Source organism: Sphingomonas sp. CL5.1, assembly GCF_013344685.1.
In the GTDB taxonomy this organism is placed as follows: Bacteria; Pseudomonadota; Alphaproteobacteria; order Sphingomonadales; family Sphingomonadaceae; genus Sphingomonas.
The window spans coordinates 3,882,410-3,901,868 of sequence record NZ_CP050137.1; the positions used below are offsets into that span (position 1 = coordinate 3,882,410).

Here is a 19,459-nt window from a genome sequence, read left to right on the forward strand (position 1 = left end):
GAAGCATGAAGATCCTTGTCGTCGGCGGCACCGGTGGGCTGGGCGGCCACGCCGCGATCCATCTCGCCGCGAAGGGCCATGACGTATCGGTCGCCGCGCGCAATCCAGCGCCGGCCGGTACCGCGATGGCGAACATGCCCTTCCTCCGGGGCGATTATGTCGCAGGCGACTTCACGCCCGAACGGCTGAAGGGTTTCGACGCGATCGTCTTCGCCGCCGGCAACGATCCGCGCCACATCCCGCCCGCCACCGACGCGCAGGGGCATCTCCACCGCGCCAATGCCGAGGCCGTCCCCGCCTTCATGCGCGCCGCGCGCGAAGCCGGGGTGAAGCGCGTCGTCCAGCTCGGCAGCTTCTATCCGCAGGCCGCGCCCGAGCTGGAGAAGGACAATTTCTACATCCGCTCACGCCGCCTCGCGTGCGAGGGCGCGCGAGCGGAGACGCGGCCGGGCTTCGCCGTCATCAGCGTCAACGCGCCCTTCATGGTCGGATCGGTGCCGGGCCTGCCCAGCATGATCTTCGAGCCTTACGTCGCATGGGCGCAGGGCAAGCTGCCGATCCCGGCATTCGCCCCGGCGGGCGGCACCAACTTCATGTCCTATCGCTCGCTAAGTCAGGCGTTAGAGGGAGCGTTGCTGCGCGGCGAGCCGGGCAAGGCCTATCTGGTCGGCGACGAGAATCTGAGCTTCGCCGATTATTTCAGCCTGTTCTTCAAGGCGGTGGGCAACCCGGTGACGCTCGAAGCGCGCGACGAGGCGCACCCCTTGCTGCCTGACGTGGCGATCCCGCAAGGACGCGGCAACTGGATCTGCTACGAGCCGGATGCCGCCGAGACGGCGCTGCTCGGCTATGCGCGCGGCGACGTCGCCAATGCCGTCGCCGAGGTGGTCGCACAATATGGCAGGGCCGATGTCGCGGCTTGAGGATGAGGCGGCGCTGCGCCGCACCGCCGAGCTTTACGCCGCCGGGGCGGATCGCCGCGACAAGGCAATATGGGCACGCATTCTCACCGCGGGTTGCGTGATCGAGGGTCCGGGCTTCCGCACCGAGGGGCGCGAAGCCAATCTCGGCAGCATCGACCTGCTCGCGCGCCTGTTCCTCAAGACCCGGCACCGCGTCCACAACCAGCTCGTGACGATCGACGGCGACCGCGCCGACGGCGAAACCTATTCCACCGCCGACCATCTTTCCGAGCGCGACGGCGGGCGCGCCTTGCTGTGCTGGGCGATCCGCTATCAGGACAAGTGGCGGCGCGAGGATGGCGAATGGCGTTTCAGCCACCGCACGCTGATCGTCGATTGGGAGGAGACGCGCATGCTCCCCGCCCTTACGGCCGCGTCCGCAATCGCCTGAGCAGCCAACCTCATTCTGCCGGGATCGGGCGCTCCTCGATCACGTTCAGGCCATAGCCTTCGATCCCGATGATGTTGCGGTGCGAGCCGGTCAGCAGGATCATCTCCTGCACACCGAGATCGGCGAGGATCTGCGCGCCGATGCCATAGTCGCGCAATTCCTCCGCCGGCGCCTGCGCCCCGGCATGCGAGCGCATCTGGTTGCGCAGATAATCGTTGCGGACCGGGTTGAGCACTACGATCACCCCTGTCCCCGCCTCGCCGATCATCGTCATCGCGCGGTGCAGCAAAGTCGCGCGATTGCCGGCCTCGGCGAGCATGTCGCTGAACACCGAAAAAGCGTGCATCCGCACCAATGTCGGCTGGTCGGGCGTGATGCGGCCCTTGATCAGCACCAGGTTTTCGGTGCCCTCGACCTTGTTGAAATAGGTCCTGGCCACCCAGTCGCCGCCGAAATTGCTGGTGAGGCGCGTTTCCGCCACGCATTCGACCAGATGGTCGTGGCGTCGGCGATAGGCGATGAGGTCGCGGATCGTGCCGATCTTGAGGTTGTGGAGCTGGGCGAAGGCGACGAGATCGTCCATCCGCGCCATCGTGCCGTCCTCGTTCATGATCTCGCAGATCACGCCCGAGGGGTTGAGGCCGGCGAGCCGCGCCACGTCCACCGCCGCCTCGGTATGCCCCGCGCGCACCAGCACGCCCCCGTCGCGCGCGACCAGCGGGAAGACATGGCCCGGCGTCACGATCTCCCCACGCCCCTTCGACGCGTCGATCGCCACCGCCACGGTGCGCGCGCGGTCCGCCGCCGAGATGCCGGTCGTCACCCCCTCGCACGCCTCGATCGAGACGGTGAAGGCGGTCTCGTGCCGCGTGCCGTTGTTGCGGCTCATCAGGTCCAGCCCGAGCTGGTCGACCCGCGCCTTGCCCAGCGCCAGGCAGATCAGCCCGCGACCGTGCTTCGCCATGAAGTTGATCTTCTCCGGCGTCGCCATCTGCGCCGGAATGACGAGATCGCCCTCGTTCTCGCGATCCTCGTCGTCGACGAGGATGAACATCCGACCGTTCTTCGCCTCCTCGATGATCTCCTCCGGCGAGGAAAGGAATGCGTGCCGGATACGGCTGAGCTGGATGTTCGGTTTCATGGTGAACGCATCGCCCAGTTCGGGCGACGTTACTTCCTCCGTTTGGAGGAAATCGGCCGCGAGAGGGCCGCGATTCTCACGAAACCGGCCTCGCCTCCATGACGGGGTAGTCGATATATCCCGCCGCTTCCCCGGTATAGAGCAAGGTGTAATCCGGGTTCGCCAGCGCCGCGTCGGCGCGGATGCGCGCCACCAGATCAGGATTGGCGATGAAGGCGCGGCCGAACGATATGGCGTGCGCCCGCCCCGCCACGATCACTTCACGCGCGCTTTCGGCCTTCAGCATGTTGTTGGCGATGATCGCGCCGGACCAATGGTCGCGCACCATGGCCAGCGTATCGAGATCGGGCAGATTCATGTCCACGACATGGATATAGGCCAGCCCCAGCCCGTTCGACATGCGGAGAAAGGGAACGAATGTTTCCGCCGGATCGGCTGGGTCCATGCCGTTATAGGGATTGCCCGGCGAGATGCGGAAGCCTACCCGGTCTCCGCCGATCGCGTCCGCCATCGCCGCCAGCACCGCCACCGGGAAACGCGCGCGATTCTCCGCGCTGCCGCCCCATTTGTCGGTGCGAAGGTTGCTCGCGGGGTTGAGGAACTGGTTGATGAGATAGCCGCTTGAACAATGCAGCTCCACGCCGTCCATCCCTGCAAGGCAGGCGTTGCGGGCGGCCTGCGCGAACTCCGCGGCAATCGCCGGAAGCTCCGCCGCATCGAGCGCGCGCGGCATATCGGTCGCGACCGGAACGCCGTCCGGCCCCGGCACAAGAGCGGGGCAGGGAATAGCCGATGGCGCGATGACGTCCGCCGCGAAGCCGCGATTGGCCGCCACCACCACGCGCCCGCAATGCATGATCTGCATCACGATGCGGCCGCCCTCGGCATGAACCGCATCGGCCACGCGCCGCCAGCCCTCGATCTGCGCCGCGCTGTGAATGCCGGGCGTCCGCCAATAGCCCTTGCCGATCGCGCTGGGCTGGACGCCCTCGGTCACGATCAGCCCGGCAGTGGCGCGCTGGCGATAATATTCCACCATGATGTCGCCGGGCACGTCATCCGGCCCGGCGCGATCACGCGTCATCGGCGCCATGACGATGCGGTTCCTCAGGTGGAGGGCACCTAGCGCCACCGGCTCGAACAGCACGTCCATTATCCCAATACCCTGCTCATGCCGCGCTCGATCGCGAGCGGCGCCAGCACGACGCCGACACCGCCAGCTCAACCATTCCGAAAGCCGACCCTATGCAGCCTCCGTCCACGGATCCTGCTGCGTGCCCTTCGTGACCATCCGGCCGTTGACGCGGCCCTGGAACTCGGCCGCCCGCTCACGCGGGTTGTAGAATTGCTTGTACCAGATGCGGACCTTGTGGAACGGGCCATCGCCCTGCACCATCATCGGGTGGATACACGCGCGCTTGTTGCCCCAGATCTCGAAATCCTGCGCGAAGGCGTCGACCCCCGCTTGTTCATAGCCGGCGGCGATCGCACGATCCGCCTCGGTGGGCGTGTCGTTCGGCACCTTCACCAACAGGCCATACCACACCTTCACCACGCCATCGTCGACCGGCGTGTGGGCGATCAGCATGTGCGAGGGATATTCGCCGATCATCACCGATTGCAGGATGCCGGGGCCGGCATACCAGGTGTCGTTGGTCATCGGCTCGCTGCCGTCGCCCGCCAGCGTCTTGTGCCCGGCGGTGAGTATCTGACGGCAGGTAACGCCGTCGAACTCGTTCTCGAACAGCACCATGTCGATCGAGCCGTGGACCGGCCCGAGGTGGGCCTTGTCCGCCATATTGTCGACGATCTCCTGCGGGTGTGAAGCCAGTTCGCCAAGCGCGCGGACGTTCCAGTTCACCCAGCCCGGCGCACCATAATTCTCGAACGCGGGCAGATCGTAATCCGGCTCGCCGCCTTCGGGATCGTACCACGTCCAGATGCAACCGGCGCGCTCGATCAGCTTCCAGGACTTGAGGCAGGCGGCCTTGGGAATGGCGGCGGGGGAATAGGGGATGTCATCGCACTTGCCGTCCGGCCCGAAGCGCCAGCCGTGATAGGGGCAGCGGATCGATTCGCCTTCGACGTGCTCCTTGTCCTTGACGATATAGCTGGTGTGGTTGTTCGCCAGATGCGTGCCCATGTGCGGACAATAGGCCTCGACCATATAGGCCCGGCCGGACTGGCCGCGATACAGCACCCAATCCTCGCCGAAATAGCGGACGCCGACCGGTACGCTGGTGACTTCCTCCGACGTCGCAACCATGAACCAGCCTCGCGGGAACGTGAACTCGCCGAGGCGGTATTCGGCCGTGGTAGCCATCTGCCCTCTCCTGTGCTCCTGTTGCCGCCATGCTTACTTCATAGCGCAGGAAAAAGGCAAGAGATACGCCGCGATCAGCGGAAATTATCCGATAATACGATCAATTTGCGTAATTCATCAAAATCATACCTACGCATCAGGCAGAGCGGGTCTCTCCGAAAGGGCGTCGTTGGTGATGCGCACGATGCGCGGATCATATTTCACCGTGCGCACCGCGATCGAGGTTTCGACATGGTGAACGCCGGGCATGCTGAGGATCAGGTCGGACGCCACTTCATACAGCCGGTCCAGCTCGCTGAAGAGGCAGATGGCGAGGATGTTGAACCGCCCCATCATAATCATCGCGCTGCTCACCTGCGGCAGATCGGCGATGTTCCGCGCGATCTCGCGGACGTTCATCACGTCGGCCTGAATGGCGATGAAGGCGAGCTTGGTGGTCTCGACCAGATCGAAGCTCGTGATCGCGGTGAAGGCGATCAGATTGTCCTGCTGCAACCGTTTGATCCGGCCGCGCACGGTGCCTTCGGTGACACCGAGATCGACGGCGATCTTGCGGTTGCTGACGCGGGCGTCGCACGACAGCAGGTCGATCAGCTTGCGATCGAGGTCGTCCAGTTGAGGCAGGGTCATCGTGACACTCGCTCCTCGATGGGGGCAACGTCGAACTGGTATTTCAGCACATCGACCGCGATCGCGGGCACCATCGAGCGGATACCGCTGACCTGAGAGAACTTTTCCAGCAGCAGATGCGGCAGATCGTCGAACTCCCGCAACGCGACGAGAATGTCGATGTCATAGCGTCCGGAGACGAGATGCGCGGCGAACACTTCCGGGAATTTCGCCAGTTCGGCGGCAACGTCGGAGGCGGGGCGCCCGTCCACCTCGATCGCGACCTCCATCAGCAGATTATAGCCGTGCGCCGCGAAATCGGAGACCGCGACGACTCGCAGGAGGTTCGCCTCCTCCATCCGCCGGATCCGCGAGGAAACGGTCGCGGCGGTCAGCCCCAAGCTGTCGGCGATCTGCTGGTTGGTGCAGCGCCCGTTTTCGCGCAGCAGCTCAACGATATTGCGATCGACGTCATCAATCGCGACCGAATTCGCCATCAATCCCCTTTCCAAGCCATTGCCGTCTCCTGCGGCCTTCCGGTGTTTCGGGTCAAGCACGGCGCCGGTCAAGCTCCCGGCGGCCACGGTCACGCCCGGCGGCGCGCAAACTCATCGTGTGGGCGAAAGGCCGGGCGGTCGCGCTCACGCCGTCGGCAAGCTCGGGACCGACGCGCCGTGAAACGCCGTTGCGGTCGCGCGGCACGCCTTCTCAGCCGTCCAGATCCACCAGCTTTTCCCGATCGGTGACGAGCGAATTGCGCGCGCGCCAGATCAGCCACGCCCCGACGAAACCCAGCGGCATCACGATGCTCAGGCCGATCCTGAGGCTGTGCGTGGGATCGCCGCCGACCGCATCGCTCAGCGCGCCCGCGAGCCACGGCCCGCCGACCGCGCCGAGCAGGTTGACCGCGAGCATCCCCAGCGCCGTGCCGGTCGCGCGGATACGGTCCGGCAGCAGGTGCTGGAGCGCCACCACCACACCGACCGACCAGCCGCCGCCGAGCAGCCCGCACGGCACCGCCAGCCAGCGCGCGACGCCCAACCCAGGCGTCCAGGTGACGATCACGATCAGCGCGGTCGCCGCGGCTAGCGCGAGCGCGGCGAGGCGGAGCGGCGCGGTGGCGTCGCGCTTAGAGGAGCGGTCCGCGAGCGCGCCGAAGAACAGCATGCCGACCAGCCCCGCGATGCCGAACGCCAGCCCGAACAGCGTGCTCGCCTGCTTGATCGGCAGCGCATAGGCGCGCGCGAACAGCGTCGGCCCCCATAGCCCGAATGAAAGCCCGGACAGCACGCCCAGCGCCATCCCCGCCATCATCGCGCGATAGCTCGATATTCGCAGCAATTGCGCGGAGAGGGCGCCCAGCCGGGGCGGCTTCGTCTCCGCATGCAGGACGATGCGGCGCGGCTCGCGGATCAGCAGCAACGCGACCAGCCCGATCGCCAGCCCGCTCGCGCCCATCACGATGAAGGGGTAGCGCCACGTCGCGTTCGCCGCGAGCGCGGGGCCGGCGACATAGCCCAGAGTCTGCCCGATATAGGTGTTCAGTCCCATGATCGCGAAGGCGCGGCCACGCTGCTCGGGCACGAAATAGGCCGCGATCAGCGCATAGGCCGGCGCCTGGAACGCCGCCTCGCCGATCCCGACGCCGACGCGCGCGCCGGCCAGCGTCCACGGCCCTTGCGCCAGTCCGGAAGCGGCGGTGAACGCGCTCCACACCATGCAGCCGACGACGATGATCACGATACGCGACATGCGATCCGCCGCGCGCGCGATCGGGATCGCCAGCAATGAGTAGAGCAAGGCGAACGCCGGCCCCATGAGCAGCCCCATGAAGCCGTCGCCGACCCTGAATTCCGCCTTGATCGGCTCGACCAGCCCCGCGAGCAGGAACCGGTCGCCCTGATTGAACAGGCCGATGCCCAGCAACAGGAACAGCACGACCCATTTGTTGCTGAGCCGGGGAGCGGCCACGACGCGCGTCAATCGCGCATCTGCATCCCCCCGTTGACGTGCCATACCTGCCCGTTGACCCATTCGCCGTCCTCCGATGCGAGAAACGTCACCGCCGCAGCGATATCGTCCGGTTTGCCCAGCCGCCGATGCGGCACCCGGCGGAGGCTCTGCTCCACCTGCTCCGCCGTCAGATGTTCCTTGACCGCTTCGGTCAGCACCACGCCGGGGCAGATCACATTGGCGCGGATGCCCTGCTTGCCCCAGCGCGTCGCGACATGCCGCGCGAGCGCGTGGATGCTGCTCTTTGCCATCGGATAGGCGACCTGCCACGCGCTGCCGCCCGATGCCGCACCTGACGAGGTGTAGATCATCGCGCCGCCGCCGCGCTCCAGAAGCGCCGGCAGCGCCGCCTGCGTCGCGATCAGATGGCTTCTGGAGTTGATCGCGACTGATTTGTCGAACACCTCCAGCGGGCAATCGAGCGCATCGACGTCGCCCTGTGTCCCGCCGGCGAGATTGGAGTGATAGAAATCCAGCCCGCCGAATTCGGAGACCGCCGCCGCCACGATCGCGGCTTGCGATTCCGGCGAGGTGCCGTCGAGCGGCACGCCGATCGCCTTGCCGCCGTGCGCGCGGATATCGGCGGCCACTTCCTCCGCCCATTCGCCGGCGATATCGCCGATCACGACCGACGCCCCCTCCGCGCCGAGCCGTCGTGCCGTCGCCGCGCCGATCCCGCGACCGCCACCGGCGACGATACCGACCTTGCCCGTCAATCCGCGCATCATGTCATGCCTTCAAAAAACGGGGCGCGATCCGTGAGGGATCGGCGGATCGCGCCCCTGGCCCACCTCAAAAATTGAACCCTAGCGTCGCACCGTAGGTGCGCGGCTGGCCCCAATAGCCGGCCGCGTAGCCGAGCTGGCCGAAATCGATGGAGCGCACCATGTTATGCTCGTTGGTGAGGTTCTTGCCCCAGAACTTGAGCTGCGCCTTCATCCCGCCGATCGAAACCTTGTCTATGACGATCTGGGCATCGACCAGATGCTGCGGATCGCTCTGGATCAGGTTGTTGAACGGCGCGGACAGCACGTTGACGAAATTATACTGCGACGAAAGATAGGTATAGCCCACGCGCGCGACGAGCTTCGCTCCGTCGTTGCCGATCGGGAATTGCGCGTTGAGCGCGACGTTCCCGGTATATTTCGACACATAGCTCGCGTTCGTGATCGAGGCCGCATCGATCGGCACGCCGCCCAGCGTGGTCGCGTAGGTATTGAACTTCTTGTAGTCGACATCGACGTAGCCGAAATTGCCGTCGATCGAGAAATTGTCGGTGAGGATAGCCTGGCCCTCAACCTCGATGCCGGCATAATCGACACTGCCTGCGTTGACGATATGGGTGTTGAACGCGCCGCCCATGCTGCTCGCCGGAACCGGGACGACGACCGCCAGATCCTTGTATTTGTTGTAATAGCCGGCAACGTTGAACCGCAGGTGGCGGTTGAACAGCTCGCTCTTGAGGCCCAGCTCGAAGGACGTCAGCTTCTCCGGCTTGAACGCGGCGAGCGGCGGCGTGTCCGACGGGTTGAACCCGCCGGAGCGATAGCCGCTCGCGGCGCGGGCATACACGCTGATGTCATGCGTGAAGGCGTAGCGCGCCATCGCGTTCCACGTCAGCCGCTGGAAGTTCGCATGCGCGCTGTCCGGCGTGGGGAGCGGGGCCGCGCCATTCTGGAACAGGATGATGTTCTTGTTGTCCCATGTGTAGCGCAGGCCGCCCGTCAGGCTAAGCTTGCCGTCGCGCCCGTCGACATACCAGGTTCCCTGCCCATAGACCGCGACCGATTCCGCGCTGGTCTGGTAATTCACCAGCGAGTTGGTCACGACCAGCCGGTATTGCGCGGGGTTGGCCGCCACGAACGCCGGCCCGAGCGCGCCGAAATTGCCGAGGAACACCGAGTTGGTATCGAGTACGTAACCCGAATTCTGCGGGTTGTATTCCGAACCCTTCTCATAGAAATAGAAGCCGCCGACGACCCAGTCGAGATGATCGGTATCGCCGGAAACCTCGACCTCCTCGCTGAACTGCTTCTGCTTGCGGAAATCCTGCGTCGTGAACAGGTCCTGCGTCGTCGTCGGCACGGGCGATGCGGAGATATAGGGAATCGCCGCGGCCGGGATCGACGGAATATATTGCAGCAGCGAGGCCGGCATCCCGTTGAACAGTGAGGCCGACGTGTACAGCGGCCCCTTGATCTGCCCCAGCCCGTCCATGTCGGAGCCGTAATTGTCGCTGTGCCAGATGCGATACCCGGTGGTGGACTTCACCTTGAAGCCGCCGAAATCGTTCTGGATCTGGAGGTTATGGCCCCAGATCTGGTCGCGCGCGCCATTGTCGCTGTTGAGGCATATGCGATCGCGATAGACACGGCCCGGCGCGGCGAGCGCCGCGCACGCCGGATTGGTGAACGTCGCCTCGTTCAAATAGCCCGTCACCGGCGCCTGCGCGATCATCGGCACCGATTTGCCGTCCACCTGCACCGGCGGCAGCGCCGAGCCGTTCGCCTCCTCCAGCATCGTGAAGGCATAGGACGAGCCGCGCACGTTCGAATAATCGAAGATATATTTGATGCTGCCGGTGCCACCGATATCGGCCTTCAGCGCTGCGCGGAACGCATCCTGCTGGCGCGCGCCCGGATCCTTCAGGCGGCTGGGCTGGAGGATGTTGTCGACATAGCCGAAATGCTGGCTGTGCGAGTAGCTGAAGGTCGAGCTGATCCCCATGATCTCGCCCGGATCGATCGAGCCGCGCGCGTTCCACTGGCCGTAATTGCCGGCGCCCGCCTCCACGCTGCCCCGGAAGGTCTTCGACGGATCGCGCGTGATGAAGGAGATCGCGCCGCCGGTGGTGTTGCGGCCGAACAGCGTGCCCTGCGGGCCGCGCAGCACCTCGACCCGCTCGATATCCGACACGTCCAGCGACGCGGCGCCGGAACGCGCGATATAGACGCCGTCGACATACAGGCCGTTGGCCTGATCGAGGCTCAGCGATTCCACCGCGCCGCTGGGGATGCCGCGGATCGAGATGACGCCGGCCACCATGCTGTTCGCGGGCAACGAAATGGTCAGGTTCGGCGCGAGGCCGGTGATGTCCTGCGCGTCCTTGATGCCGAGCTGCGCGACCTTCGCCTCGGGAATGGCGCTGATCGCGATCGGCACCGCCTGGAGGTTCTGCTCGCGCTTCTGCGCGGTGACGACGATGTCGGCCAGCCCCGAGCCGGATTCGTTCGCGGCAGGCGCCTGCTGCGATTGCGCCTGCGTCTGCGCGAAAGCCGGCGTGGCGATGGCGAGCGCGCTGGCGCCCCCCACGAGCCACAGCGCACGATTCCTCCCCTTCAGCATCTGTTCTCTCCTAAGCAAGGCGCGGACCCGCCGCGCCATTGATCGGCGCGCACTTTCTCGATTTGCGTAATCAATGTCAATATGAATTACGAAAATAGCATAATACTATGACATTTCTGCCCCAGTTGCGTTCCGTACCCGTCGTCAGTCGAGCAACTTGCGCCTTTCGCTCAGACAGTCGCGCGGCGAGCCGCCCAGGGCGCGGCCAGCTCCAGTTGCGCGGCAAGGCGCAACAGCAGCGCCTCCTCCGCGTAGCGCGCGGTGAACATCACCCCGATCGGCAGACCGCTCGCCGACATGCCGAGCGGCACCGACATGCTCGGCTGGCCGGTGCCGTTATAGACGCCGGTGAAGGCGGCGAAGGTGCTCGCCACCCTGCCCCAGGTCTCGAAATCGGTGGTCGGCGTCAGGCTGATCGCGCCGATCTCCAGCGGCAGGGTGCCGATCGTGGGGGACAGGATCACGTCGTAATCCGCCATGAAGCCGGCCAGCCTCACCGCGATTTCCTGCACCGTCGCATTGGCGCGGGCGAAATCCACGCCGGTGGTGCTCCGCCCGTAATCGACGAAACGGAGCGTGATCGGCTCCACCAGGTCCGTCCCGAGCGTCTTGCCGAGCGCGGCGGCGCGCTGCTCGCAATCGGCGGCGACCGAGGCGGCGATCAGCACGAACGAGGCTTGCCCGTAAGCGGCGGCGTCGATCGGCGGCGCGGCTTCCTCGACGATATGGCCGAGACTCTCGCACAGGCGCGCGGCGGCGCGCGTCGCCTCGACGCATTCGGGATCGACCGGCGTGCCGGACGGCGCCGTGGTCGTCAGTGCGATGCGCAGCCGCCCCGGATCGCGCCCGACCTGCGAGAGGAAGGTTTCGGCCGGCGCCGGCGCGCCGTAGCGCGAGCCGGGTTCGATGCCGTGCGTCGCATCGAGGATCGCCGCGGAGTCGCGCACGCTCCGCGTTACCGCATGATGCGCCGAGAGACCGCCCCACCCCTCGGTGCGCGCCGGCCCCATCGGCACGCGGCCCCGGCTCGGCTTTAGCCCGAACAGGCCGCAGCAGGAAGCGGGAATGCGGATCGAGCCGCCGCCATCGGTGGCGTGCGCCGCCGGGACCACGCCGGCCGCCACCGCCGCCGCCGCGCCGCCCGACGAGCCGCCGGCGATATGCACCGGGCTCCACGGATTGCGCGTCACGCCGCACAGGGCGGATTCGGTCGTACCGGTCAGGCCGAACTCAGGCGTGGTGGTCTTGCCGAAGATCACCATGCCCGCGCGCTCGATCCGGTGCACCAGCTCCGACGTCCGCGTCGCGCGATTGCCGCGCCAGAGGCGGCTGCCGTTCTCGGTCAGTTCGCCCTCGATATAGGTGTTGAGGTCCTTGAGCAGCCACGGCACGCCCGCCAGCGGCCCATCCGGCACGCCACGCACGACCGTCGCGCGGGCGTAGTTGTAATGACGCTGCGCCATGAAGTTGAACTGCGGATCGCGCGCCTCGGCGCGGGAAATCGCGGCCTCCAGCAGCTCGGCCGGGGAAACCTCCCTGGCCTTCACCAGCGCCGCGAGGCCGAGCGCGTCCTGCTCGTCGAGCAGGCGCTCGATACCAACGGGCGACGGCGCGCCCGCCCCGGATTGCGGCATGTCGTCCGCCACGCGCCTAGCTCGCGACCTTCAGCGGCTCGACCTTGCCCGCATCCGGGCCGCCGTCGGGCTTGGCGTAGAAGCGGCTGTAATGGCGCCGGAATTGCGGGATCGGGCCGTCGCCGTCGCAGATGATCGGATTCGGCTCGAACCGCTGCCGGTCCCACACCACCTTGTCCTGATCGAACTGCTTGCAGATGTCCTTTATCATCGCGCGGGCGAGGCCGGCCATCGGCCCCTCGGTCTGCGACTTAGGCTGCGTGAAGCAGAAGCGCGCATGGATATGGTCCTGCTCCACCGGCGTCAGGCAGGCGACCAGCAGCGTCTCGGAAATGCCGGTAAAACGCGTCCAGTTCTGGCCCGGCCCGACCGTGTCGAACGAGATGCAGCCGTCAACCTCGCCCTGCGGCGTGCCCATCTTGGCGCGGACATCGGCGCCGCGTCCCCAGTCGCTCCAGCGCATCTCCGCCTTGGGCATGTTGGCGGTGCCGTGGATGAACTGGAAATGCGCGAAATCGACTCCGTTCTCCGCCATGTTTTGCAAGCTGCCCCAGACGTTCCACTCATAGACCTCGAAATCGGTCCACTCGGGATTGCTCGCCTCGGGCAATTCGACGACTTCCCACAGCGGCGCGACGTCCTGCGGGTGATACCACATCCAGACCCAGCGATTGGCTTCCTTGACGTGCCATGTGCGCGTGCACTTGCGCTTCACCTGCGGCGGGATCGCGCGGGCATACGGGATTTCCTTCACCACGCCTTCCTCACCGTCATAGCGCCAGGCGTGGAACGGGCATTCCAGCAGGTTGCCGCTCACCCGCCCGCCATGACCGAGATGCGCGCCGAGATGCTTGCAATAAGCGTCGAGCATCCGCACCCGGCCGTCCATGCCGCGCCAGATCGCGAGATCGGTCGAGAAATAGCGTAGCGGCTTGGCGACGCCCGCCTCCAGCTCGCTCGACAGCATCACCGGATACCAGCCGAACGGGAAGCCCATGTCGAGGTTGCGCTCCTTGACCGACGGGCGGTTCTTCACTTCCGCCACGCGCCAGTCGATCAGTTCCTGCCCCTTCAGCTTCTCCAGCACCTGCCACACCGCGACGGGGGGGACGCGCGCATCGACGGGGGCGCTTTTTTCCTTTTCGGCATCGGACATCGTCATTCTCCCAAACCAAAGACCTTGATGGCGTTCTCGCGCAGGAATTTCGGCCACACCTCGTCCTTGAACGGCACGTTCGGCATGTCGGCGAAGATGCGATCGAGGCTCATCCCCATCGGGAAATATCCGGCGTAGATGATCTTGTCGGCGCCGCGCGTGTTGGCGTAGTCGATGATCGCCTTCGGATAATGTTTCGGCGCGAAGGCGCTGGTCGAATAATAAAGGTTCGGCCATTTCAGCATCAGCTTCACCGCCAATGCTTCCCACGGCTCCGCGCCGTGGCGCATCACCACCTTGAGGTCCGGGAAGAACCAGCACACCTCGTCGAGATGCTCGACCTTCTGCGTCTCCATCGGAATGCGCGGGCCGGGGATACCCGCGTTGAGCAGGATCGGCAGGCCGAGCTCCGCCGCGCAAGTATAGAGCGGGAACATATATTTGTGGTTGATCGCCACCTGCGGCAGCGTGCCCGAGGGGAACACGCTGATCGCGGACAGACCCACCTCCTGATGGATGCGCTTGATCCGCCGCACCTCGTCCACCCCGTTATTGGGGTTGCACGGCAGGTCGAAGAAGAAGCGATCGGGATAGCGTTCCTTAGCGCGGCGCGAGGTGTCGTTGTCGTTCCAGCCGACCAGCGCCTTCTCGATGTTGAAACGGTCCATCTGGTCGACCGTCCATTTGACGAAATCGTCGACCTTGCCGGTCTCCGGGATGTCCTTGAACATATATTGCGCGGGCATCGCGAACTGGTCGCGCGACTGCGCGTCCTTCAACAACGGGCGGAAGCTGTCGAACCAGTCGCCGCGATCCTCCGCGTGAGGGATGCCGAGCATACAGTCGATGATCTTAATATCGTTGGGCATGGGCATGTCATCGGTCTCCCGCGAGTTGCGGCCAGAGTGAACGGAGTTGTGCCTTGTCGACCTTGCCGAGGCCGTTGCGCGGCAGGGTCACGGTGGAGATACCGACGCGGACGGGCGCCTTGTAGCGCGCGAGATGCTCGCCGACGTGATGGCGGACCTTGTCCTCGTCCAGCCCCTCGCCCACCACCACCGCGACGAGCCGCTCGCCGAGCCGCTCGTCGGGCAGGCCGAAGGCGGCGCATTCGACAAGCTCGGGGATCAGGCTCAGCACCCGCTCCACCTCGGCGCAATAGATGTTCTCGCCGCCGGAGATCACCATGTCCTTCTTGCGGTCGACGATGAACAGGTAGTTCTCGTCATCGACGTAACCGATGTCGCCGGTGCGCAGCCAGCCGTCCGGGCCGAGCACGGCGGCGGTTTCCTCCGGGCGGTTCCAATAGCCCTGCATCACGGTCGGCCCGCGCACGACGATCTCGCCCGCCTCGCCCGGCGGCAGCGCCGCGCCGTCCGGCCCTTCGATGCGCACTTCGTAGAGGTCGAGGACGCGGCCGGTCGCGGCGCGGCGGCGGATGAAATCCTCGCCCACCGCCATCGCCACGGTGCCGGACGTCTCGGTCATGCCATAGCCGGTGCCCATCGCCGCGTTGGGACAACGCTCACGGATCGCATCGAGCAGGTTGATCGGCAGCGCCTGCCCGCCCGACGCGATATTGGTCAGCGAGGACAGGTCAGCGTCCGCCAGCCGCGCGCGGTGCAGCACGTCCCACAACATCGTCGGCACGCCGCTGAACATCGAGATGCGCTCCGCCTCGATCAGCCGCAGCGCCTCCTCCGCATCCCAGCGGCGCATGATGACCACCTTGCCGCCCGTGAGCAGCGGCGTGAGGAAATTGGCGACCAGCCCCGAGATGTGGAACAGGGGATAGACCAGCAGCACCGCCGCCTGCGGCCGCCCGACCATCAGAGCCTCGGGCGCGACGCCCATCTTCCGCGCGACATCGTGGAGCACCATCAGCCCGGAAAGCTGCACGCCCATCAGCGCCGTCACCATATTGCCGTGGGTCAGCACCGCGCCCTTCACCCGGCCGGTGGTGCCGGAGGTGAACAGCACCGTCGCCGGATCGTCCCGCCCGCGCGCCGGCGGCACGAAATCCGCGCCGCCTTCGAGCGGAAAATCCTTCGCCTCCAGGATATCGCCGTCATAACCGGACTGGCGCAGCAGCTCCGCCCGCTCGCGATCGGCGAGCACGAGGGGCGGCGCGAAATCCTCCACCGCCGCGCGCAATTCGGCCGGCGCGCCGCGGCTGTTGACCAGCACGGCCACGCCGCCCGCGCGCATCACCGCGAGGAAGGCGACCATCCACGCCGCGCGGTTGCGCATGCAGATCACGACATGCTCGCCCGGCGTGACCGGCAGTGCCGCCGCCAGCGCGTCGCGCCGCGCGAACACGTCGTCGAAGCTCAGCCGCGCGTCGCCCTCGACCACGAAGGTCGCAGCCCCATGGCGCCGCCCGCTCTCGATCAGCATGTCGAGGCTGGCGGGCGCGTTGACGAAGCGGCGCATCCCGTCCTGCTCGCCGATCGCGAAGGGTGTGCCGGGGGCGGTGAGTTGCGCGACGGTTGGATCAATAGTGCTCATGCGGTGCCTGCAAGCTCCTTCGCCCAGCGATAATCCTGTTTGCCGGCGGGCGAGCGCTTCACCGCATCGACCCACACCAGCGCCTTGGGCACCTTGTAGCCGGCGAGCCGCCGCTTCAGGTGCGCCGAAACCTCCTCAAACGACGGCTGCGCCACGCCCGCGCGGCGCGAGACGATCCCCACCACGCGCTCGCCCCAGCGCGCGTCCTTCTGCCCGGCAACCACCGCGTCGAGGATCGCGGGATGGGTGCGCAGCGCGGTCTCCACCTCCTCGGGAAAGACCTTCTCGCCGCCGGTGTTGATGCAGGTCGATCCACGGCCGAGCATGGTGATCTTCCCGTCGGAGTCGAGCCGGCCGCTGTCGCCGCTCACCGCCCACAGCCGCCCGCCGATCATGCGGAATGTTTCCGCCGTCTTCACCGGATCGCCGTAATAGCCGACCGGCGTGTGGCCGCTGCGCGCGATCAGCCCGGTCTCGCCCGTGCTCGCAAGGCGATCGCCGACCACCACCTGCTGGTTCTCGTTGGCGGGCAGACGCATCATGCCCTCGCCGCTCGCCTCCGCCATGCCGGAGATGCCCGTCTCGCTCGATCCCATGCCGTCGGTGATCGTGGCGTGCGGCGGCAGCTTCGCCCTGATATCTGCCTTGACGTGCGCGGAGAACACCGCGCCGCCCGATCCGAAATTCACGATATGCGCGAGGTTCCAGCGATCGGGGTGCGCGTAGAGCGCATCGCGCAGCGGCACCGCCATCGCGTCGCCGACGATCGCGATGATGTTGACCTGCTCGCGCTCCACCTTGTCCCAGATCGCCTCGGGGTCGAAGTGGCGGACCGGATCGAGCACGATGGTCAGCCCGCCGAGCAGCGCCGACCAGCTTCCCCAGGTCGCCGCCCCGTGCATCAATGGCGCGATCGGGAAGAAGCGCAGGGGATGCCCCTCGCGCGCGCGGACGGCGATATCCTCCGGCGCGGCGATCGGCCCGGCGGGGTGGAAATGCCCTCCACCGCCCAGGCAGCCGAACAGGAACGCCTTGTGCGGCCACATCACGCCCTTCGGCATCCCCGTTGTGCCGCCGGTGTAGATCAGGACGATATCGTCCTCGCTCCGCTCGAAACCCGTGCGCGGCGCGGTGCGGAGCAGGTCGTCGTAACGCTCCGATCCGGCGATATCCTCGCCCGACCCGTCCTCCACAGCGACCGTCGCCTTGAGCTTCGGCAGGTCGCCGCGAATCGCGCGCAATACGGGCGCGAACTCCGCGCCGTGGATCACCGCCGCCGCATCGGCATTGTCGAGCAGGTAGCGCAGTTCCTCGGCGCGATAGCGATAGTTGATGTTGAACGGCACCGCCCCGCATTTCATCGCCGCGAGGAACGCTTCCAGATATTCCGGCCCGTTCATCAGATAGAGGCCGACCGTCGCCCCCCGCCCGATCCCGCGATCGGCCAGCGCCGTGGCGAGCCGGTCGGCGCGATCGTTCAGCCCGGCATAGCTGATCGCGCCGCCGTCATGCCGGATCGCGATCCGGTCGCCCACCGCGCCGGCGACGATCTCGAACAGATCGGCTAGGTGGAATTGCGCGGCCATCATCCTCTCTCGTTTGACGCGATCGGCGGGTTTCGCCGATGAAATTCTTTATTTGCGTAACATTACTTCTCATACATTACGCATTTATGCAAGCGCCCCGCGACCGGCCGGCGGTTTCAATAAACCGCCGCCGGATTCGGCGCGGGCGGGCTGCCCAGCATCTCGCGATAGGAGGGCCGCTCCTTGCCGCGATCGGTGACGCCAAGCTCGCGCGCGATCTCCGCCGCGATCAACGTGCGGCCGGAAAGCTCCGCCCCGCGCGGGTCGCTCGCCAGCGCGTATAGGATATGCGCGGTGAACTCCGGATTCTCGGCGGTGGCGATGAAGCCCTCATATTGCTCCGGGTTGGTCTTGCTGGCGATCGCCGAACGCTCGGTGACGAGCGGCCCCATCCAGATCGAGACGGTGCGCACGCCGGTGCCGCGCAGATCATGCTCCATGTCGTGCGCGAACTTGTCGATCCCCGCCTTCTGCGCGCCATAGGCCGGGCCGTGCATGTAGCAGCTCGCGCCGAACGACGAGCCGAAGGCGATCAGCCCGCTTCCCTGCTCCACCATCATCCGCGCCGCGTGCCAGCTCGCGACATAGGCCGAGCGCAGCCCGACATCGAGGATGCGCGCCGCGTCCAGCTCCTTCTCCCAGAAGGGCTTCTTCTCGATGAGCTGATGGTGAATATAGGTGGCGTTGTTGACGAGGATATCGAGCCGCCCGGCCTCCGCCGCGATCCGCGCGAACAACGCGGCGACCTGCGCGTCGTCGGCATGATCGCACATCACCGGCACGCCCTTGCCGCCCGCCTTCGTCACTTCCGCCGCCGTCTCGGCGACCGTGCCGGGCAGCACCGTGCCGTCCCAGCCGCGCGCGTCGCCCGGCGTCACAGTGCGGCCGGTGACGTAAACGGTCATGCCCTTCTCGCCCAGCCCGCGCGCGATCCCGCGCCCGGCCCCGCGACTGGCCCCGGTGACGAGCGCGATCTTCGGTTCCGTCATGTCATTCTCTCCCTAAATTCAGCCGAAATTGGCTTGCCCACCGTCGAGCGGCACCACCGCCCCCGTGAGATAGGCCATGTCGGACGAGCACAAGGCCACCACCGCGCGGCCGATATCCTCCTCCAGCCGGCCCACACGGCCGAGCGGGATGGTGCGGAAGAACGCTTCCGCCTCCTCCGGGTTGTTCTTCATCCACCATTTGAGTCCGGGCGATTCGGCATGCGGCGCGATCGACAGCGCACGGATGCCCTGCCGCCCCCATTCCGCCGCCGCCGCGCGGGTGAGCGCGTGGATTGCTTTCTTGACCGCCGCGTAAGCGCCATAGCCCGTCATGTCCCAGCGCACCGTGACGGAGGAGATGAGGTTGACGATGACCCCGCCGCCCCGCGCCACCAGATGCGGATGGACCAGCTTCATCAGCCGGTGCGCCGCGAGCGGGCCGGATTCGAAACCCGCGAGGAACGCCTCGTCGGTGACCTCCATCAGCTTGCCGTTGGGCACTTCCTGCGCATTGTTGACGAGGATGTCGATTCCGCCGAGTCGCGCCGCCGTCTCCTCCACGATCCGCGCGAGGTCGGCCGGCCGCTTCACGTCGCAGGCGAGCGGGATCGCGGCGCCGCCGCGCGCCGCGATCAGCGCGCAGGTGCGATCGAGCTTCTCGATCGTGCGGCCCGTGACGGCGACCGCCGCGCCCTCGCTCGCCAATGCCAGCGCAATGCCCTCACCGACGCCTTGCCCAGCGCCCGTGACCAGTGCGACCTTGCCGGTCATCATCCCCACACACCCTCTCCATATTCGTAAT

The 19,459-nt window shown here is 66.5% G+C and carries 17 protein-coding genes; 2 read left to right on the forward strand and 15 right to left on the reverse strand.

From position 1 onward, the window contains the following. Positions 1-5: 5 nt before the first annotated feature. Complete coding sequence (locus tag F9288_RS18650; protein WP_174838162.1) at positions 6-923, forward strand: NAD-dependent epimerase/dehydratase family protein; 918 nt, start codon at positions 6-8, stop codon at positions 921-923. Next, a complete protein-coding gene (locus F9288_RS18655) occupies positions 910-1,353 on the forward strand; it encodes a nuclear transport factor 2 family protein (RefSeq protein ID WP_254620957.1) in 444 nt (147 codons plus the stop codon). The genes F9288_RS18650 and F9288_RS18655 overlap by 14 nt, the downstream gene beginning before the upstream one ends. A gap of 10 nt (positions 1,354-1,363) precedes the next feature. On the opposite strand, the gene ribB is transcribed toward F9288_RS18655, so the two are convergent. The 15 genes from ribB to F9288_RS18730 all read right to left on the reverse strand — a co-directional run bounded on the left by ribB (position 1,364) and on the right by F9288_RS18730 (position 19,437). Further along, positions 1,364-2,494 (reverse strand): 3,4-dihydroxy-2-butanone-4-phosphate synthase, encoded by a 1,131-nt coding sequence (gene ribB, locus F9288_RS18660; protein ID WP_174838164.1) that lies wholly within the window; start codon positions 2,492-2,494, stop codon positions 1,364-1,366. Between the two features lie 76 nt (positions 2,495-2,570). After that, positions 2,571-3,647 carry an alkene reductase gene (locus F9288_RS18665; RefSeq protein ID WP_174838165.1) on the reverse strand — a complete coding sequence of 359 codons (1,077 nt, stop codon included), beginning with the start codon at positions 3,645-3,647 and terminating at the stop codon, positions 2,571-2,573. A 90-nt stretch (positions 3,648-3,737) separates the two neighbouring features. Then, positions 3,738-4,817 (reverse strand): Rieske 2Fe-2S domain-containing protein, encoded by a 1,080-nt coding sequence (locus F9288_RS18670; protein ID WP_174838166.1) that lies wholly within the window; start codon positions 4,815-4,817, stop codon positions 3,738-3,740. Between the two features lie 129 nt (positions 4,818-4,946). Beyond that, positions 4,947-5,447 (reverse strand): Lrp/AsnC family transcriptional regulator, encoded by a 501-nt coding sequence (locus F9288_RS18675; RefSeq protein ID WP_174838167.1) that lies wholly within the window; start codon positions 5,445-5,447, stop codon positions 4,947-4,949. Continuing rightward, entirely contained in the window at positions 5,444-5,995 is a 552-nt protein-coding gene (locus tag F9288_RS18680; RefSeq protein WP_254620958.1) for an Lrp/AsnC family transcriptional regulator, read from the reverse strand. Before F9288_RS18680 ends, F9288_RS18675 begins: the two co-directional genes overlap by 4 nt. A 139-nt stretch (positions 5,996-6,134) precedes the next feature. After that, on the reverse strand, positions 6,135-7,409 hold the full coding sequence (locus F9288_RS18685; RefSeq protein WP_254620959.1) for an MFS transporter: 1,275 nt from the start codon (positions 7,407-7,409) through the stop codon (positions 6,135-6,137). Beyond that, positions 7,406-8,167, reverse strand: a complete 762-nt coding sequence (locus F9288_RS18690) for an SDR family NAD(P)-dependent oxidoreductase (RefSeq protein WP_254620960.1) — start codon at positions 8,165-8,167, stop codon at positions 7,406-7,408. Before F9288_RS18690 ends, F9288_RS18685 begins: the two co-directional genes overlap by 4 nt. Positions 8,168-8,231: 64 nt before the next feature. Then, on the reverse strand, positions 8,232-10,784 hold the full coding sequence (locus F9288_RS18695; protein WP_174838169.1) for a TonB-dependent receptor: 2,553 nt from the start codon (positions 10,782-10,784) through the stop codon (positions 8,232-8,234). A gap of 170 nt (positions 10,785-10,954) precedes the next feature. After that, on the reverse strand, positions 10,955-12,430 hold the full coding sequence (locus tag F9288_RS18700; protein ID WP_254620961.1) for an amidase: 1,476 nt from the start codon (positions 12,428-12,430) through the stop codon (positions 10,955-10,957). A gap of 4 nt (positions 12,431-12,434) precedes the next feature. After that, positions 12,435-13,574, reverse strand: a complete 1,140-nt coding sequence (locus tag F9288_RS18705) for a Rieske 2Fe-2S domain-containing protein (RefSeq protein ID WP_174838170.1) — start codon at positions 13,572-13,574, stop codon at positions 12,435-12,437. Between the two features lie 2 nt (positions 13,575-13,576). Then, complete coding sequence (locus F9288_RS18710; RefSeq protein ID WP_368076170.1) at positions 13,577-14,443, reverse strand: amidohydrolase family protein; 867 nt, start codon at positions 14,441-14,443, stop codon at positions 13,577-13,579. A gap of 7 nt (positions 14,444-14,450) precedes the next feature. Next, on the reverse strand, positions 14,451-16,082 hold the full coding sequence (locus F9288_RS18715) for a class I adenylate-forming enzyme family protein (RefSeq protein ID WP_174838172.1): 1,632 nt from the start codon (positions 16,080-16,082) through the stop codon (positions 14,451-14,453). Continuing rightward, the gene (locus F9288_RS18720) at positions 16,079-17,671 is read right to left on the reverse strand and encodes an AMP-binding protein (RefSeq protein WP_174838173.1); all 1,593 of its coding nucleotides are present in this window, start codon (positions 17,669-17,671) and stop codon (positions 16,079-16,081) included. The genes F9288_RS18715 and F9288_RS18720 overlap by 4 nt, the downstream gene beginning before the upstream one ends. Positions 17,672-17,784: 113 nt before the next feature. Further along, on the reverse strand, positions 17,785-18,657 hold the full coding sequence (locus F9288_RS18725) for an SDR family NAD(P)-dependent oxidoreductase (protein ID WP_174838174.1): 873 nt from the start codon (positions 18,655-18,657) through the stop codon (positions 17,785-17,787). Positions 18,658-18,675: 18 nt separating this feature from the next. Then, positions 18,676-19,437, reverse strand: coding sequence for an SDR family NAD(P)-dependent oxidoreductase (locus F9288_RS18730; protein WP_174838175.1), 762 nt, complete (start codon positions 19,435-19,437; stop codon positions 18,676-18,678). Between the last annotated feature and the right edge of the window lie 22 nt (positions 19,438-19,459).

Excerpts from the sequence above, each read along its gene's own strand:
- F9288_RS18720 (WP_174838173.1), bottom strand. The coding sequence starts at position 17,671 with ATGATGGCCGCGCAATTCCACCTAGCCGATCTGTTCGAGATCGTCGCC.
- F9288_RS18710 (WP_368076170.1), bottom strand. The coding sequence starts at position 14,443 with ATGCCCAACGATATTAAGATCATCGACTGTATGCTCGGCATCCCTCAC.
- F9288_RS18690 (WP_254620960.1), bottom strand. The coding sequence starts at position 8,167 with ATGATGCGCGGATTGACGGGCAAGGTCGGTATCGTCGCCGGTGGCGGT.
- F9288_RS18715 (WP_174838172.1), bottom strand. The coding sequence starts at position 16,082 with ATGAGCACTATTGATCCAACCGTCGCGCAACTCACCGCCCCCGGCACA.
- F9288_RS18655 (WP_254620957.1), top strand. The coding sequence starts at position 910 with ATGTCGCGGCTTGAGGATGAGGCGGCGCTGCGCCGCACCGCCGAGCTT.
- F9288_RS18695 (WP_174838169.1), bottom strand. The coding sequence starts at position 10,784 with ATGCTGAAGGGGAGGAATCGTGCGCTGTGGCTCGTGGGGGGCGCCAGC.
- F9288_RS18675 (WP_174838167.1), bottom strand. The coding sequence starts at position 5,447 with ATGACCCTGCCTCAACTGGACGACCTCGATCGCAAGCTGATCGACCTG.
- F9288_RS18725 (WP_174838174.1), bottom strand. The coding sequence starts at position 18,657 with ATGACGGAACCGAAGATCGCGCTCGTCACCGGGGCCAGTCGCGGGGCC.
- F9288_RS18650 (WP_174838162.1), top strand. The coding sequence starts at position 6 with ATGAAGATCCTTGTCGTCGGCGGCACCGGTGGGCTGGGCGGCCACGCC.
- F9288_RS18705 (WP_174838170.1), bottom strand. The coding sequence starts at position 13,574 with ATGTCCGATGCCGAAAAGGAAAAAAGCGCCCCCGTCGATGCGCGCGTC.
- F9288_RS18665 (WP_174838165.1), bottom strand. The coding sequence starts at position 3,647 with ATGGACGTGCTGTTCGAGCCGGTGGCGCTAGGTGCCCTCCACCTGAGG.
- ribB (WP_174838164.1), bottom strand. The coding sequence starts at position 2,494 with ATGAAACCGAACATCCAGCTCAGCCGTATCCGGCACGCATTCCTTTCC.
- F9288_RS18670 (WP_174838166.1), bottom strand. The coding sequence starts at position 4,817 with ATGGCTACCACGGCCGAATACCGCCTCGGCGAGTTCACGTTCCCGCGA.